The sequence below is a fragment of the Alcanivorax sp. DSM 26293 genome (assembly GCF_900107995.1).
Classification (GTDB): Bacteria; Pseudomonadota; Gammaproteobacteria; order Pseudomonadales; family Alcanivoracaceae; genus Alcanivorax.
In genome coordinates this window covers 49,512-65,224 of sequence record NZ_FNUM01000011.1, presented here as the reverse complement: position 1 = coordinate 65,224, position 15,713 = coordinate 49,512, and the positions used below count along the sequence as shown (strand labels likewise).

Below are 15,713 nucleotides of genomic sequence, written 5' to 3'. Positions count from 1 at the left end.
ATGGTGGTGTATCTGTGAGAAATTAGTGTCTCTACAAATCCCCGAACCGGTTGGCAGACTGCGCCATACGCATCATTTCGTGCTCTTCCAGCGACCGGAGCGATTCCATCAACTCTTTGGCAGAGGGGATATCCGCCCTGGAGGCGAGATAGCGATACAGTTCAATCACCTGCTGGTGTTGATCGACTATCACCTCCATGATTTGCGTGGCATCCAGTTCGGCAAAGGGCGCGTCGCAATGCGCATGCCGAACGATGGGGTGCTTTGCCACATATTCGTAACACCAGGTATTCAGTGCATGCTCGTCGCCTGAGGTTTCAAACCCGCTGACTACCTTGGTCAGTGCCTTCTCATGATCGGACAGATACGCAAGGATCATCCGGGCCCGTTCATCCATATTCTTGTCCGCACAGTGGGATAAACACTGGCTGAGGTGTTGGTGAAATTCCCGGGTCCAGTGCAGCACATCTTTTAAGGTTTCAATTTGCATAACTTTTTCTCCGCTGTGGATTATCTCTTCGATTACAGGCGCAAAATATCGCGATAACCCGCCACATTCACCGCAAACGTGGTGTGCTCCTGCAAGTGCACCCGAAGGCCTTCAAGGGCTTCCGGGTCACCGTGAATCAGTTGAATTCGAGTAGTATCGGTCAGCGCTGACTGCTGTAACCACTGGATCAGTTCGAGGTAGTCTGCGTGCCCCGACAAACCGGAGATGACTTTCACAGTGGCTCTCAACGGTACCCAGCCTCCGTGGATTTTCACCGCATCAACACCCTCCAGCATTTTTGCGCCGCGAGTGCCGCCCGCCTGATAACCGGTAAACAGTACCGTGGTTTTAGAACTGCCTAACAGGCGTTTGAAGTGGTGGAGAATACGACCCCCGGTAGCCATGCCGCTGCCAGCGATAACAATATGGGGGAAAGCCTGTCCGGCAATCGCCTTCGATTCGTCCACCGTGCGGGTATAGGTCACGCCATCGCATAGGCGGTAGCATTGCTCGTGACTCAACCGGTGCTGATCACTGAACTGGCAGAAAATATCCGATACTTTGATCGCCATGGGGCTGTCGAGATAGATGGGCATTTTGGGGATATCGCCCTGATCCATCAGGGTCGCCAACAGATGTTGCAAGGCCTGCGCCCGCCCTACCGCAAAGGCCGGGACTAGCAGCACGCCGCCGCTTTTGGCGACACGGTTAACAATTTCCGCCAACTGCTGAAACGGATCTTGGGTGTCGTGCCGGCGGTTGCCGTAGGTGGACTCCATCAACAGCAGATCCAGCTCCGGCAATGGTCGAGGGGGGGTCATCAGCACATCATCGAAGCGACCGACATCACCAGAAAAGCCGATTCGTTTCCCTTCCGCTTCAACGATAATGCTGGCGGCGCCGAGAATATGACCGGCAGGCTGTAAATAAAAACGGATATCCCCGACCTCGATCTGTTCATCAAACTCCACAGACTGAAATAGCCTCATGCTGGCTTCCGCCGTTTGACGGTCGTAAAGCGGCTCAGGGTGCGCGTGCTTGCCCAATTTATGTTTGCTGTAATACTTAGCGTCTTCCTCCTGGATATGGCCGCTGTCGGCCAATAAAATCTGACACAGGGCCTTAGTGGCGTGATGGGTGAACACCGGGCCGCGAAAGCCGCGCTTGTATAGCACCGGGATATAACCGGAGTGATCCAGATGTGCGTGAGTGAGCAGCACCGCATCCAGTTTGTCGATGTCCAGGGGCAAGGTTTGCCAGTTGCGTTCCCGCAGCCACTTGTAGCCCTGGAACAAACCGCAATCGACTAATACGGTTGTCGTTTCAGTTTCCAGCAGAAATTTTGAGCCGGTAACGGTCTCGGTGCCGCCGACAAAGGTAATTTTCATAATGATTTTCCTGGCAATTTAAGCATGCTTATAACGGGCGCAATCAGTTGCGACGTAATATCAATAGCGTTGGAAGGATGGGGGATGGTATTGGATGTGACCAGTTGGCTCAGGCCTGAGGCCAGTAAGGTTTTATCGGAGTGATCGGCAAATATGCCGTGCACCGCCACGCACTGAATGTTGTCGATACCTTTGGACCGAAGTGTTTTAACGCATTCCAGGATTGTTTGCCCGCTGGAAATAACGTCGTCGATAATCACTGCCGTTCTATCCCTGAATTCGTTGATGTCGGGCAGCATCACTTCGACTTGGCGATCCCCGAAGCGCTGCTTTTCTCCAATCACAAAAGGATGTTGACTAAAGGCAGCAATCTCATCAACCCATTGCTCGCTTTCGCTGTCGGGCCCTACCAACAGTAGGTTGCTTTGCGTTTTGAGCCAGTGCGCCAATGCCGGAGCCCCTTGCACAACACGACTGGGTATGGAATAGATTTCATCCAGAGAATGATAGCGATCAGCCAACGGTCCGTATTGATGCAGCCATGGTACAAAATCTGGGAATTCGCAGTGCCTCGGTGGTCGTGGCTCAGTCACAATCTCAGCTTGATGTCACGGGGTTGATTGCTTACAACGACCGCGCCCTGACACGCCTGCAAAGCCCCGCGCCTTCCTTCGTAGACAAGGTCTGGCCTCTGGCTGAGGGCGACACCATCTCCAGTGGTCAGCCGCTGATGCAATTGAGAGTTCCGGCCTGGACTGGAGCTCAGCATGAATGGCTGGCCGTGCTCGGCAGCGGCAACAACGAACTGATCGTCGCCGGGCGGGAGCGCCTGTTGTCATTGGGCATGCCTGCATCCCTGATCCGAAGTATTGAACGCCAACGTAAACCGCTGGAAACCTGGACGGTGACAGCTCCGCATGATGGCGTGATACGCAGTCTCAATGCTCGTGCTGGCATGACGCTGTCGGCCGGTGCTCCCGTGGCGGAGATTCAGTCACTCAACCCCGTGTGGGTGGAGATAGCAGTCCCGGAACGCCAATTGGGGCAAGTCAGTAGTGGTAACGCTGTTGACGTGACCGTTCAAGGAGTGAAGCCAGCACTGCGTGAGGGGCAAGTTGCCGACATTCTGCCTCTGGTGGATCAGTCCAGCCGAACTGTGCCGGTGCGAGTGACCTTGTCCAATGACGAGGGTGATCTGCGTCCGGGCATGAGCGCTCAGGTACGCATTCATGGCGAAGCCACACAGAAAGCATTGGCCGTACCAACCGCAGCCTTATTGCATACAGGAAAGCGCAGCCTGGTGATGCTTGATGAGGGGGAGGGTCGATATCGTCCGCAGGCAGTGTTGCCGGGGGGCGAGCTGGGAGACCAAACGCTGATCCTGGCAGGGCTGAAGGAAGACCAGAAGGTGGTTGTCAGTGGTCAGTTCCTGCTCGATTCCGAAGCCAGCCTGCAAGGCATTGCCGTTCAGGAGCTGGCTATGTCAGATGAGACGGAAATGATGAACGCACTGCACTATGCCGAAGGTGTTGTCGAGCAACTGAATGGCAGCAAAATAATGCTGGACCATGGCCCTTTCAAGAGCTTGTCCATGCCTGCCATGACCATGCGTTTTAACCTGGCGAATGAACAAGTAGGCAAAGGGATATCGGTAGGTGATCGCGTGCGCATTGGCATTCGTGATACAGACAAAGGGTTGATTGTGGAGCGCCTAGAAAAGCAGGTGGCGGAACAAAAAGACACCCAAGTGAATTCGTTGCATTACGCCGAGGGGGTTATCGAGGGGCTATCCGACGGCAAGGTCAAGCTTAAACACGGTCCTTTTAAGACGCTCGGTATGCCTGGCATGACCATGCGCTTTCGTCTTGCCAGCGAACAGGTGGCCAGCGATATAGCAGTGGGCGATCGTGTGCGCGTCGGCGTCAAAGATACCGATAATGGCTTGACTGTGGTGTCTCTCGACAAACAGGAGGTTGCACCATGATCGCTACCCTGATTCGCTGGTCGTTGGCTAACCGATTTTTGGTGCTGCTGGCGACGCTGTTCATGAGTGCGTGGGGAATCTGGTCTATCAACAATACCCCCGTAGATGCTTTACCGGATCTGTCCGATGTACAGGTGATTATCCGCACCAGTTACCCAGGTCAGGCACCGCAGCTGGTGGAAAAACAGGTTACCTATCCACTTGCCACCACCATGCTGGCCGTGCCAGGTGCGCGCACAGTACGTGGTTACTCGTTCTTCGGTGATAGTTATGTTTACGTGTTGTTTGAAGATGGTACCGACTTGTATTGGGCACGCTCACGGGTGTTGGAATACCTTAGTCAGGTCCAGTCTGAATTGCCGCGTACAGCACGACCATCACTTGGGCCAGACGCTACCGGTGTCGGCTGGATTTATCAGTACGCATTGATCGATCGCACCGGCCAGCATGATCTATCGCAGCTAACCTCGATACAGGACTGGTTTCTAAAATACGAGCTGCAGACTCTGCCTGACGTTGCAGAAGTGGCAACCATAGGCGGCATGGTACGTGAGTATCAGGTAGTCCCTGACCCGGTCAAACTCGCCAGCCATGGGATCAGTCATCAACAAGTACGCAAGGCGATAGAACAAGCTAACCAGGAAACCGGGGGAGCAGTGCTGACGCTGGGCGAAGCGGAGTTCATGGTGCGCTCCAGTGGCTACCTTCAGTCACTCGAGGATTTCCGAAAAATCCCACTAAAACTGGTTGATGGAGTGCCAGTACAGCTTGGAGATGTGGCGCAGATTCGCCTTGGTCCGGAGATGCGGCGTGGTATTGCCGAGCTGGACGGTGAAGGGGAAGTCGTCGGCGGGGTCGTCATTCTGCGTTCAGGCAAGAACGCCCGCGCCGTGCTATCTGCCGTGCATGAGCGACTTGAGACACTGCGGGAAAGCTTGCCGGAAGGGGTTGAGATCGTCACCACCTATGATCGAAGTGAGCTGATTGATCGAGCGGTAACAAACCTCAGTTACAAATTGATTGAAGAGTTCATTGTAGTTGCACTGGTGTGCGTATTGTTTCTTGGCCATTTGCGTTCGTCACTGGTGGCCATCATTTCCCTACCGCTGGGAATCCTTGCTGCCTTTATTGTGATGCGTTACCAGGGCATCAATGCCAATATCATGTCGCTTGGCGGCATTGCTATCGCTATCGGCGCTATGGTGGATGCAGCAGTGGTGTTAATCGAGAACGCTCACAAGAAAATTGAGATTTGGCATCGGGATAACCCAGGGCAATCTCTGACTGGTAATGCGCATTGGCGAGTCATAGAGCAAGCAGCTGTCGAAGTGGGGCCAGCGCTGTTCTTCTCGTTGCTAATTATTACCTTGTCGTTTATTCCTGTCTTTACCTTGGAAGCACAGGAAGGGCGGCTATTTGGCCCACTGGCATTTACCAAAACCTGGGCTATGGCGGCGGCAGCCGGCCTATCGGTGACATTGGTTCCACTGTTAATGGGGTACTGGATTCGGGGAAAGATACCTTCCGAGGAAAGTAATCCAATCAGTCGCTTTTTGATTAGTTGTTATCAACCCGTACTAGAGCGAGTCTTGGCGTGGCCGAAAACCACCTTGCTGGTTGCCGGTTTAGTTTTTGTTACCGCCTTTTGGCCGCTAAGTCAGCTTGGTGGTGAATTTTTGCCACCGCTGGATGAGGGCGATTTGCTGTATATGCCAAGTGCCTTACCAGGCTTGTCAGCACAAAAAGCTACCGAGCTTCTACAGCAGACCGATAGGTTGATCAAAACGGTGCCTGAGGTGGAGCAGGTGTTCGGCAAGGCGGGGCGTGCGCGGACAGCGACTGACCCTGCACCATTGACGATGTTTGAAACCACCATCCGTTTCAAACCCAAGGACCAATGGCGTGAAGGCATGACAACGGAGAAGCTTGTCGAGGAGCTGGACCGTATTGTACGCGTGCCTGGACTGGCAAATATCTGGATTCCTCCGATACGCAATCGTATCGACATGCTTGCCACTGGCATCAAGAGCCCAATTGGCATCAAAGTAGCGGGTAATGACCTAGAGATCATTGACCAGGTGAGTCGTCAAATCGAACAGGTAGCCAAACAAGTACCCGGTGTTTCCTCAGCATTGGCTGAACGGTTGACTGGTGGTCGTTATGTGGATATCGATATTCGGCGTGGCATTGCGGCTCAGTATGGCCTCAACATCGCGGATATTCAGTCGGTTGTCAGTGGTTTGATTGGTGGTGAAAACATCGGTGAGACAGTGGAAGGGCTGGAGCGTTACCCGATCAGCCTTCGATATCCTCGCGAGTGGCGCGACACGGTGCATCGCTTACGCGATTTGCCCATAGTCACTCCCGAAGGAAAACAAATTACCCTCGGAACCGTGGCGGATATCAAGATTACCGATGGGCCACCGATGTTGAAAAGTGAGAATGGCCGACTGTCTGGGTGGGTGTATATCGATGTTCGGGGGCGTGACCTAGCCTCGGTAGTGGATGATCTACGTGCCTCAGTGAATGATGGAGTCAGGCTGCCAGAGGGCGTCAGCTTGTCCTTTGCCGGTCAGTTTGAGTTCCTGGAGCGGGCCAATGCGAGACTGAAAGTGGTGGTGCCGGCGACCTTACTGATTATTTTCGTACTGTTATTCCTGACCTTTCGCCGTGTCGGTGAAGCCTTGCTGATTATGGCGACGTTACCGTTCGCGGTGACCGGTGGTATCTGGTTCTTGTATCTGCTGGACTACAACCTGTCAGTGGCTACTGGTGTCGGCTTCATCGCCCTGGCGGGTGTCGCTGCCGAGTTTGGCGTGATCATGTTGCTGTACCTAAAGCAGGCGTGGCAGGAGAGGCAGGAGCAGGGCCAAAAGGATGAAGCTGCCTTGATGGGTGCTATCCGTGATGGCGCGGTATTACGTGTTCGACCTAAGGCGATGACTGTAGCTGTTATTATTGCCGGTCTTCTTCCGATTTTCTGGGGGGGAGGCACAGGTAGCGAGATCATGAGCCGCATTGCTGCGCCCATGGTAGGAGGGATGGTAACAGCACCTTTGTTATCACTTTTCGTGCTGCCCGCAGCCTATCTGCTGATGCAACGACGCAACAGGAATCCGGGTTAACCAAGCTTAAAGCTTGGGTGGTTGCGATTGTGAATAAGTAAATAGAGCACATAAGGATCGCAATCTTTTGGTCTTGGCACCCTGCTTAGTGTCAGATCAGCACTGATCTGACACTAATAATCGGCGGGGGTTACAGGTGTTAAAGACAAAATTTTTCCGTGTGATGCTGGGAGGGGGGGGCTAGCCATACAAAAGCCGATTGACGATCGGTTTTATGTGTGTCAGTCTGATTGCCAGATTGATAATCTCTAAGTGGTCAGGATTCATGCAGCTGGGTGAACTAGAAAAGCAAGTCTTGCAATACTTCTGGAAGGGGCGCACGGCAGACGCAAAATCTGTCTATGCGCATTTCGAGAAGCAGCGCGGAGGTACCTTGAATACTATCCAGAGCACGCTGGATCAATTGTTCAAGAGGGTAAGCGGATTAAATGGTTGATCTTACCTTTGCATGAGAGTGAGACAGACCGGCATCTCATCGGATTATCTGGTTGATGCTTCACCTACTGCTGGTGCATGTTTCCTTCGCTAATTCCAGCAAGAACCCCACACGCCTCAACTTCCCGGTCATCGTTGCAACTCGCTCTCAGTGAAACGAGTTGTTTCTCAAGCGCTTGCAGAGCGGTTATCTGCGACCGCACATGAGAGATGTGATCATCGAGCAAGGCGTTGACGGCGGTACAAGGCTGATGAGGGTCGTCCTGATAGCTCTGTAGTTCGTGAATCTCAGCCAGTGACAGGCCCAGGATTCTGCAGCGACGGATGAAGGCCAGCCCCTCACCATGCTTCTCGGTATAGACACGGTAACCGTTGTCCTGCCGATCAGGCGGCGGCAACAAGCCCTGCTGTTCATAGAAGCGGATCGTCTGTGTTTCGACCCCTACCAACTGCGCCAACTGACCAATGCGCATCAGCCTCCTCCCCAACGGATTCTTTACTCTATTGACCTTATAGTAGCTTTATAGTTTTAAATGGTACCACAACATTGTTCAAGTGGAGTCGTATCATGAGCAAATCCTGTGGTGGCGCCTGTGGCGGTGATGCAACGTCCGCAGCGGATACCGATATACAGGCCTCCTCCGAGGCGCCAGGGAGATGGGTCAGTGTTTATGCCGTGCCGAAGATGGACTGTCCATCAGAAGAACGAATGATTCGCCTAGCCCTGAACGGCTTTGAGGAGATTCGGGCGCTGTCCTTCGACTTGTCGAACCGCCGGCTGAAGGTCGTGCATGACGGCGAGGTCGAGCCCGTCACCTCGAAACTGAAGACCTTGGGGCTAGGCGCCTCGCTTCAGGAAACCGTCGCTGCAAATCCGGAGACCATCAAGGCCGCCGAGTTTTCGGCAGCTTCTGCTAAGCAAGAATCCGGGACCCTGCGCTGGTTGCTCGGCATCAATGCACTTCTGTTCGTGGTGGAAATGACTGCCGGTCTGATCGCCCAGTCCACCGGCCTGATTGGAGAATCCCTGGACAATTTTGCCGATGCGGCGGTGTACGGGCTTGCCCTTTATGCGGTTGGACATAGCGTGAAAATGCAGGTACGTGCCGCGCATCTTGCTGGTGTCCTGCAACTGATCTTGGCTGTTGGCGTACTCATAGAGGTGGTGAGACGCTTTGTATTCGGTAGTGAGCCTGAATCGCTGGTGATGATGGCTATCGCATTCGTCGCGTTGATTGCCAATACCAGTTGTCTGCTGCTGATAGCCAAACACCGGGAGGGCGGAGCGCACATGAAGGCAAGCTGGATATTCTCGGCCAACGACGTGGTGATCAACCTGGGGGTCATTACCGCCGGCGTTCTGGTCGCGTGGACCGGCTCCAATTATCCGGATCTGGTTATCGGTAGCATCGCGGGGCTCGTCGTGCTTAACGGTGCCAGGCGCATTCTGGCGCTCAAGGGTTAAAGCATGCCCTTTATTGGCAACAATCTCTCGCCGTATGTCCTGTTTTCCATATCCGGCCTGATAGCAGCATCGGACCAAACTGTAAAATGGCTGGTTCAACAAACAATGGCTTATGGCGAGTCGATCGCGGTGACCCCGTTCTTTAACTGGGTGCACGTATGGAACACCGGTGCCGCATTCAGTCTGTTCGCAAATGCTGGGGGCTGGCAGCGCTATTTTTTTATCGGAATCGCGGTAGTGGTCTCGGTCGTGCTGATCAAGCTGATTCGTGAAAAAGGTCATAATGGAGACGCCATCGCTTACAGTCTTATCCTCGGTGGCGCCATGGGCAATCTGATTGACCGGATCTTTCGCGGCTATGTTGTAGATGCCTTCGATTTCTATTGGCGAGACTGGCACTGGCCAGCCTTCAACCTTGCCGATATTGCAATTGTCCTCGGTGCATTGCTTCTCGTTTTCGTAGGCTTACTGCGAAAAGAAAATCCCAATGCCGAGTTGGATGGATCTTCCTGAAACCTTAGCGGAAAAAAGCCTTAAAAATGCGCTCGGTTTGACCGTGCTTGCCAGTCGGTAAGGCTGCATTTCCTGGCCGGCAATCAATGCCGAACTTGTTTCTCGAAAACGACCCGCTCCCGGCCAAATGGCGGCCAAGAGCGGGCTACCCGGATGCAATTACACCTTTTCATCCTGGCGGTGCAGCAATGTGTACAGAATTGGCAGTACAAACAGCGTCAGTAGCGTCGATGAGATAATCCCGCCTATCACCACTGTGGCCAGCGGCCTTTGAACCTCAGCGCCGGTACCCGTATTGAGGGCCATGGGCACGAAGCCAAGACTGGCGACCAGTGCGGTCATCAGGACCGGACGCAAACGAATAAGAGCACCTTCCACCACGGCGGAAACCAGATCACCCTGGTTGTGCCAAAGATCCCGAATAAACGCCACCATCACCAGACCATTGAGTACCGCCACCCCCGACAGGGCTATAAAGCCCACACCGGCGGAGATCGACAGCGGCATGTCCCGCAGCCACAGTAGCAGCACGCCACCGGTCAGGGCCAGGGGGACGCCGCTGAAGATGATCAGCGCATCTTTCAGCGATCTGAATGCCATCACCAGCAGGGCAATGATGATCGCCAGGGTCACGGGCACGACAATGGCAAGGCGCTGGCTGGCGGATTCCAGTTGCTCGAAGGTACCGCCGTAATCCAGCCAGTACCCGGCGGGCAGATCCACTTCCTGTCGAACTCTTCCTTTGATCTCCTCCACAAAGCCGCCCAGATCGCGATCCCGGACATTGGCGGTGACCACCACCCGTCGCTTGCCGTTCTCCCGGCTGATCTGGTTGGGGGCCGGAGCCAACTCCAGCGCCGCCACTTCTGACAGTGGCACATAGCCGCCTCCCGGCAGGGGCACCGGCAGATCCGCCAGGCTGTCCACATCCCGGCGGATGACCTCGGGCAGGCGCACCACCAGTTGGAAGCGGCGATCCCCTTCGTAGATCAGGCCGGCGTTTTCGCCACCTACACCCGCTGCCACCAGATCCTGAAGATCATCCACGGTCAGGCCGTAGCGGGATAGCGCCATGCGTTTGGGGTGCACCGACAGCATGGGCAGCCCGGTGATTTGCTCCACCCGGGCATCGGTGGCCCCTTCCACTGACTCCACGACTTCGAGCACCACATTGGCGGCATTGAGCATCTGGTCTAGGTCGTCCCCGAATACCTTGATGCCCAGGTCCGCCCGCACACCGGAGATCAGTTCGTTGAAGCGCATCTCGATGGGTTGGGTGAACTCGTAGTTGTTCCCGGGCAATTGCCCGACCGCCGCCTGAATCTCGGCAATCAGCTCATCTCGCGGTTTGTCCGGGTTCGGCCATTGCTCGCGCGGCTTGAGAATCACGAAACTGTCCGCGATATTCGGTGGCATGGGGTCGGTGGCCACCTCCGGTGTCCCGATTCGCGAGAATACCTTGTCTACCTCGGGGAAGGCCTTGATGCGCCGCTCCAAAGGTTTCTGCATCGCAATGGATTGCTCCAGACCTGTGCCGGGAATGCGCAGGGCTTGCACAGTCATATCACCCTCGCTGAGCTGGGGGATGAATTCCGACCCCAGGGTGGTTGCTAGCCAGATACAGACCGCCAGTAGGGCGCCGGCGCCCCCCAGTACCGGCCAGCGGAATTTCAGGGCCAGCTCCAGCGCCGGGCGATAGATCCCTTTGGCCGCACTGATGGCGGCACTTTCCTTTTCGCGGATCCTGCCTGTGAGGAACACCGCAACGGCGGCGGGGACGATGGTGAGCGAAAACACCATGGCTGACACCAGGGCCATGACCACGGTGGCGGCCATGGGATGGAACATCTTGCCCTCTACCCCTGTGAGGGAGAAGATGGGGATGTAAACTACGGTAATGATCGCCACCCCGAACAGGCTCGGACGTATCACCTCGGTCGTGGCTTCATAGACGACCTGCAGCCGTTCCTTGAGCGGCAGGCGCGCACCCGTAGCCTGCTGAGACCCGGCCAGGCGCCGGATGCAGTTCTCCACGATAATCACCGCGCCATCGACAATCAGCCCGAAGTCGAGTGCCCCCAGGCTCATCAGGTTGGCGGAAACGCCGGTCCTCACCATGCCAGTGATGGTGGCGAGCATCGACAGGGGGATCACCGCCGCGGTAATAAGGGCGGCCCGCAGGTTGCCCAGCAGCAGGAACAGCACCACGATCACCAGCAGCGCACCCTCAAGCAGATTCTTCTCCACCGTGGCGATGGCCTTGTCCACCAGAGTGGTGCGGTCATAGACGGCTTCCACGCGAATGCCCTCGGGCAGGGATGGCCGGATATCCTCCAGCCGCTCGCTAACGGCCCGGGCGACACTACGGGAATTTTCTCCCATCAACATCATGGCGGTGCCGATCACCGTTTCCACGCCGTCGCGGGTGGCAGCCCCGGTGCGCAGCTCCTTGCCAATGGCCACTTCCGCGACATCCTTCACCCGGAGGGGCACGCCATCGCGGTTGGCGATCACTACTTGTTCGATGTCGCCGATGGTCTTCAGTTGGCCGGGGGAGCGCACCAGCAGCTGCTGGCCATTGCGTTCGATATAGCCAGCGCCACGGTTGGCGTTGTTGGCCCTCAGTGCCGCCACCAAGTCCTCGAGGCTGACGCCGAGCTCCAACAATTTTTTCGGGGAGGGCGTGACGTGATACTGCTTGTCGTAGCCGCCGATGGAATTGATTTCGATCACCCCGGGCACCTGGGCCAGTTGAGGTTTGATGATCCAGTCCTGCACTTCCCGCAGGGCAGTGGCATCCCAGGGCTCACCATTTTCCCGGGTGGCGCCGGGCGCCGCATCCACGGTGTACATGAAAATCTCGCCCAACCCGGTGGCGATGGGGCCCATCTCCGGCTCCAGCCCAGGCGGAAGGACGCTTTTGATGGCGCCAAGGCGCTCGTTGATCAAGTTGCGGGCGAAATAGATGTCCGTGCCTTCTTCGAACACCACGGTCACCTGGGACAGGCCGTAACGGGACAGGGATCGGGTGTAGGACAGGCTGGGCAGGCCGTACAGCGCCGTCTCCACCGGGAACGTGATGCGCTGCTCTGTCTCCAGGGGTGAATAACCGGGTGCCTCGGTGTTGATCTGCACCTGGACATTGGTGATATCAGGTACCGCGTCGATGGGCAGGCGCTGGAAACTCCAGACACCGACACCGATCAGCACCAGAATCAGCGAAAGCATGAGATAGCGCCGTTCTACAGAGAGGCGCACGATAGCGTCGATCATAGTGGCCTCCTGTTAATCGTCGTCTGACACGCTGGATTTTTCGATATCCGCCTTGATGAGATAGCTGTTCTCCACCACGTAGCGTTCGCCGGGCTTCAGGCCAGAAAGTATTTCGGTGAACTGGCCATCCGTGCGGCCCAACTCGACAGGCCGGGGCTCAAAGCTATTGCCTTCTTGCACAAACACGACCTGGGATTCGTCGAGCAACTGCAGGGCCCGATTTTCTATCACCAGCGGCACTTCGATACGCTCTACCACGATGCTCGCCGAAACCAGCCGGCCCGGTGAAAGCAGCTCCTCTGCGTTGGCAATTTCTGCCCGGGCAATGACGTAGGGCGAGCCGCTGTTCTGCGGCACGATATGACTGATCCTGGACTCGTGCTGGGCATCTCCGGTGTCAATTCGCACCAGCTGTCCTGGTGCGATTTCGCGGCGCTGCCCCGGGAAGATTTTCAATTCCACCCATAGCGGGTCGAGCTTGGCGATGGTGAACAGCGCCTGCTCCCCGGCCAGCTCGCCGACGTTGATATTGCGCTGGATAACGGTACCGGCGAAAGGCGCACGCAAGGTGTAGGGTTGGAGGCTGTCGTTGGATTCGATGCTGGCCAGTGGCTCGCCAGCCTTGACCGCGTCACCGAGACTGGCATTGATTTTCGTAACCTGACCCGGGAAGCGTGCCCTGATCAGGGCAATCCCGTCGGGATTGGGAACAAGGCGGCCATAACTGCTGATGGTGCGCTCCAGGATGCCGGCACCTGCGGCCTTGCTTCGGATACCGGCTTGCTCCGCCATCTCGGCGGAGATTTCCGCGTGAGTGCTCTCCGACTCCTCGTGCTCGCCGCGCTCTTCGTTGACGTCACCGTGCGCATGCGAATCATCACTGTGATCATCTTCCGCGGCATGAGTCGGTCCGGCCGTCAGCACATAAACGCTGGCAAGTATGAGTAAATAGTTAACGACTTTCATGGTAGTAATCCTTGTTCAGCGGCCAGCCAGAGGCTGCGCCGTCAGTTGTTCGATCAGCGACTGGTTGAGCAGCGCCGTGGTGGCGGCGTCGACCAGCGCCTGCCGGGCGGAGAGCAATTCCCGCTGCGCGGCGGTCCACTCCACATAGCTGTAGCGACCTTTCTCGTAGGCCTCGCGGGTCTGGCTGAGGGCATCACTCAGATCGGGAAGCACTTGGCCGCGAATCTGCTCAACCGCCTCGATGTTTTGCTGCCGCTGTCGGTAAGCCTCGAACAGGCGCGAGTGGAGGCGAAGCAGGGTGTCCTCCCGGCGGTACCGGACTTCATCCCGCGCCGCCAGAGCGGCTTGCACTTCGCCGCGATTGCGCCGTCCGGAAAACAGCGGTACGGAAAACCCGCCGACCAGCGCCGAGTCATCCGTCTCCTCGAACTGCCGGACACCCACCTGCCAGCGGATATCGCTCTCGGACTGGCTCCGTGCCAATTGGACTTCCGCCTCACGGACGCGCCGCTCGCTGGCATAGATTTGAATGGCCGGGCTCTCACTGACCCGCTGGTACAGGATCTCGAAACTGTCGGAGGACCCGAACTGGAACAGGTCGCCCTCCAGACTCTGAAAGTCCGGACGGGTATCACCCCAGAGCGAAGCCAGAGCTATTTTCCGGCTCTCGTATTCGCTTAACACGCGGGACTGCTCGATACGACTCCGGGTGAGCGCGGCCCTGGCGCGCATGACTTCGGCCTGGGGCGCCGCGCCCCGGTCGGCGCGACGGGTGACGATCTCGTGGGTGGCCTCGGTCAGCGCCACAGCGTCAGCGGCCAGTTCAAGTTTTTCCTGCAGGGCCAAGGTGGCGACAAAACGCTGGGCCACCTGTCCCAGCACATCCAGGGTTTCGGCCTGGCGCTCGGCCTCGACCAGAGCGTATCGCGAGTCGACGACGCTGACGCGGGCCTCACGCTTGCCGCCAAGTTCGAGAACCGATGACAAGGACAGGGTGTACTCTGCCGCGTCGCTCCCCTGCCGGTTGCCGCTGCCGAGGACGTTTTCCACCTCCAGGCCGGCTTCCAGGGCAGGATTTTGATCCGCCGTGAAACGACGGCCTTCAAGGCCCTGAAGGCGAAAATCGAAAACCTGCAGGGTGGGGTTCTGCGCCACGGTCCGCGAGAGGGCATTGGCAAGTGTGAGAGGTGCCTGCTCGGCGTACGCAACAGTGCCCGTCAGGGTTAGCACGAGAAGACACAGCAAGGTGTTAAAAAATTGACTCGGTATTACCCGCCGCCCATTTTTTATGGGCATTCCAAAAAGCATGAAACTACTCCTACGAAAGTCTAAATGACAGTAGTTCCCCAAGCTGGGGAAGGTGCTGCTCGCAGGATCAAACGATAGGAGGGCGGAAAGGAGAGGATTGATCGACAGAGGAAAAACTGGCCTGGTAGCCCGTCAGGCTTTTGTCCGGCATATTGCCCAAAGCGTCCGGCAGGTAACCCATCGATAGCATATGGCAGTGCCCATGGCACAGATCACATTGCACGAATGAATGGCCGGAATCGTCCGGCGCGGCGGGAGACTGATTGCCGGTCGTGTCGGCTGGCTCAATATCCGAGGGGTCAGTTAAAAGTTCAGCATCGTTGTGAACCACTCCCGGACTATAAAACTGACCCATATCAGCAACAGACACCACCGACTGCAAAGCCATCAGGAGCATCATTGCCATTATGAATCTGCGTCTAACCACGCCAGTTATGCCCAAACAAAAAGGAAGCGAAGTCTAGCGGCACAGCAATTGCCTGTAAAGTCCTCTACGCATTCGGGGGCTACGTTCAGCGCCAAGACATTTACCAAGACCATGAAACGGTTGTCCGTGAGTGCTGGATAAGCTCTATTCATTGGAGTTTTTCCTTTGATTAGCGACTAATATCCAGATTCATTTATTATAGATCGTCAAGTCCCAGCGGTCGGTTGGATGGTTTTTTACCGGGTCAATTTTCAAATCGGCCGCCTGCCACCAGTTTTTTCCCAGCCATTGTGATGCGGGCAGAGCGCCTGACTAGACAGCAAATTGAACGGATGATCG

The 15,713-nt window shown here is 56.3% G+C and carries 13 protein-coding genes; 5 read left to right on the top strand and 8 right to left on the bottom strand.

Going from position 1 to position 15,713, the window contains the following annotated elements; translation table 11 throughout:
* Positions 1-31: 31 nt before the first annotated feature.
* Genes C4S63_RS16005 through C4S63_RS15995 form a run of 3 tightly spaced genes read right to left on the bottom strand, consistent with a single transcriptional unit; the run spans position 32 to position 2,327 of the window.
* On the bottom strand, positions 32-490 hold the full coding sequence (locus C4S63_RS16005) for a hypothetical protein (RefSeq protein WP_035230286.1): 459 nt from the start codon (positions 488-490) through the stop codon (positions 32-34).
* A 32-nt stretch (positions 491-522) separates the two neighbouring features.
* Positions 523-1,878 carry an MBL fold metallo-hydrolase gene (locus C4S63_RS16000; protein ID WP_062817559.1) on the bottom strand — a complete coding sequence of 452 codons (1,356 nt, stop codon included), beginning with the start codon at positions 1,876-1,878 and terminating at the stop codon, positions 523-525.
* Positions 1,875-2,327 (bottom strand): phosphoribosyltransferase family protein, encoded by a 453-nt coding sequence (locus C4S63_RS15995; protein ID WP_235000058.1) that lies wholly within the window; start codon positions 2,325-2,327, stop codon positions 1,875-1,877. The genes C4S63_RS16000 and C4S63_RS15995 overlap by 4 nt, the downstream gene beginning before the upstream one ends.
* Here C4S63_RS15995 and C4S63_RS15990 point away from each other — a divergent pair.
* The 3 genes from C4S63_RS15990 (at position 2,327) to C4S63_RS15980 (ending at position 7,423) form a co-directional block, all read left to right on the top strand.
* Positions 2,327-3,862: an efflux RND transporter periplasmic adaptor subunit gene (locus C4S63_RS15990; RefSeq protein WP_235000057.1), complete on the top strand. Its 1,536-nt coding sequence runs from the start codon at positions 2,327-2,329 to the stop codon at positions 3,860-3,862. The genes C4S63_RS15995 and C4S63_RS15990 overlap by 1 nt on opposite strands.
* Positions 3,859-6,987 (top strand): efflux RND transporter permease subunit, encoded by a 3,129-nt coding sequence (locus tag C4S63_RS15985; protein WP_103918175.1) that lies wholly within the window; start codon positions 3,859-3,861, stop codon positions 6,985-6,987. The genes C4S63_RS15990 and C4S63_RS15985 overlap by 4 nt, the downstream gene beginning before the upstream one ends.
* A 214-nt stretch (positions 6,988-7,201) precedes the next feature.
* Positions 7,202-7,423 (top strand): BlaI/MecI/CopY family transcriptional regulator, encoded by a 222-nt coding sequence (locus C4S63_RS15980; protein ID WP_369826454.1) that lies wholly within the window; start codon positions 7,202-7,204, stop codon positions 7,421-7,423.
* Between the two features lie 64 nt (positions 7,424-7,487).
* On the opposite strand, the gene cadR is transcribed toward C4S63_RS15980, so the two are convergent.
* Positions 7,488-7,895, bottom strand: a complete 408-nt coding sequence (cadR, locus tag C4S63_RS15975) for a Cd(II)/Pb(II)-responsive transcriptional regulator (protein ID WP_004364961.1) — start codon at positions 7,893-7,895, stop codon at positions 7,488-7,490.
* Between the two features lie 95 nt (positions 7,896-7,990).
* Between cadR and C4S63_RS15970 the strand changes: the two genes are divergently transcribed.
* Positions 7,991-8,887 (top strand): cation transporter, encoded by an 897-nt coding sequence (locus C4S63_RS15970; RefSeq protein ID WP_103918174.1) that lies wholly within the window; start codon positions 7,991-7,993, stop codon positions 8,885-8,887.
* A gap of 3 nt (positions 8,888-8,890) precedes the next feature.
* Entirely contained in the window at positions 8,891-9,400 is a 510-nt protein-coding gene (lspA, locus tag C4S63_RS15965; RefSeq protein ID WP_063508760.1) for a signal peptidase II, read from the top strand.
* Between the two features lie 159 nt (positions 9,401-9,559).
* On the opposite strand, the gene C4S63_RS15960 is transcribed toward lspA, so the two are convergent.
* The 4 genes from C4S63_RS15960 to C4S63_RS15945 all read right to left on the bottom strand — a co-directional run bounded on the left by C4S63_RS15960 (position 9,560) and on the right by C4S63_RS15945 (position 15,353).
* Entirely contained in the window at positions 9,560-12,673 is a 3,114-nt protein-coding gene (locus tag C4S63_RS15960) for an efflux RND transporter permease subunit (RefSeq protein WP_062817555.1), read from the bottom strand.
* Positions 12,674-12,685: 12 nt separating this feature from the next.
* On the bottom strand, positions 12,686-13,639 hold the full coding sequence (locus C4S63_RS15955; protein WP_062817554.1) for an efflux RND transporter periplasmic adaptor subunit: 954 nt from the start codon (positions 13,637-13,639) through the stop codon (positions 12,686-12,688).
* 15 nt (positions 13,640-13,654) lie between these two features.
* Entirely contained in the window at positions 13,655-14,869 is a 1,215-nt protein-coding gene (locus C4S63_RS15950; protein ID WP_231866137.1) for a TolC family protein, read from the bottom strand.
* A 145-nt stretch (positions 14,870-15,014) separates the two neighbouring features.
* Positions 15,015-15,353, bottom strand: coding sequence for a hypothetical protein (locus tag C4S63_RS15945; RefSeq protein ID WP_103918173.1), 339 nt, complete (start codon positions 15,351-15,353; stop codon positions 15,015-15,017).
* Positions 15,354-15,713 lie beyond the last annotated feature (360 nt).

Bases quoted from the DNA above. Each gene is read 5' to 3' on its own strand.
- lspA (WP_063508760.1), top strand. From the start codon at position 8,891: ATGCCCTTTATTGGCAACAATCTCTCGCCGTATGTCCTGTTTTCCATA.
- C4S63_RS16005 (WP_035230286.1), bottom strand. From the start codon at position 490: ATGCAAATTGAAACCTTAAAAGATGTGCTGCACTGGACCCGGGAATTT.
- cadR (WP_004364961.1), bottom strand. From the start codon at position 7,895: ATGCGCATTGGTCAGTTGGCGCAGTTGGTAGGGGTCGAAACACAGACG.
- C4S63_RS15970 (WP_103918174.1), top strand. From the start codon at position 7,991: ATGAGCAAATCCTGTGGTGGCGCCTGTGGCGGTGATGCAACGTCCGCA.
- C4S63_RS15980 (WP_369826454.1), top strand. From the start codon at position 7,202: ATGTGTGTCAGTCTGATTGCCAGATTGATAATCTCTAAGTGGTCAGGA.
- C4S63_RS15945 (WP_103918173.1), bottom strand. From the start codon at position 15,353: ATGGCAATGATGCTCCTGATGGCTTTGCAGTCGGTGGTGTCTGTTGCT.
- C4S63_RS15990 (WP_235000057.1), top strand. From the start codon at position 2,327: ATGCCGGAGCCCCTTGCACAACACGACTGGGTATGGAATAGATTTCAT.
- C4S63_RS15985 (WP_103918175.1), top strand. From the start codon at position 3,859: ATGATCGCTACCCTGATTCGCTGGTCGTTGGCTAACCGATTTTTGGTG.
- C4S63_RS16000 (WP_062817559.1), bottom strand. From the start codon at position 1,878: ATGAAAATTACCTTTGTCGGCGGCACCGAGACCGTTACCGGCTCAAAA.
- C4S63_RS15955 (WP_062817554.1), bottom strand. From the start codon at position 13,639: ATGAAAGTCGTTAACTATTTACTCATACTTGCCAGCGTTTATGTGCTG.
- C4S63_RS15960 (WP_062817555.1), bottom strand. From the start codon at position 12,673: ATGATCGACGCTATCGTGCGCCTCTCTGTAGAACGGCGCTATCTCATG.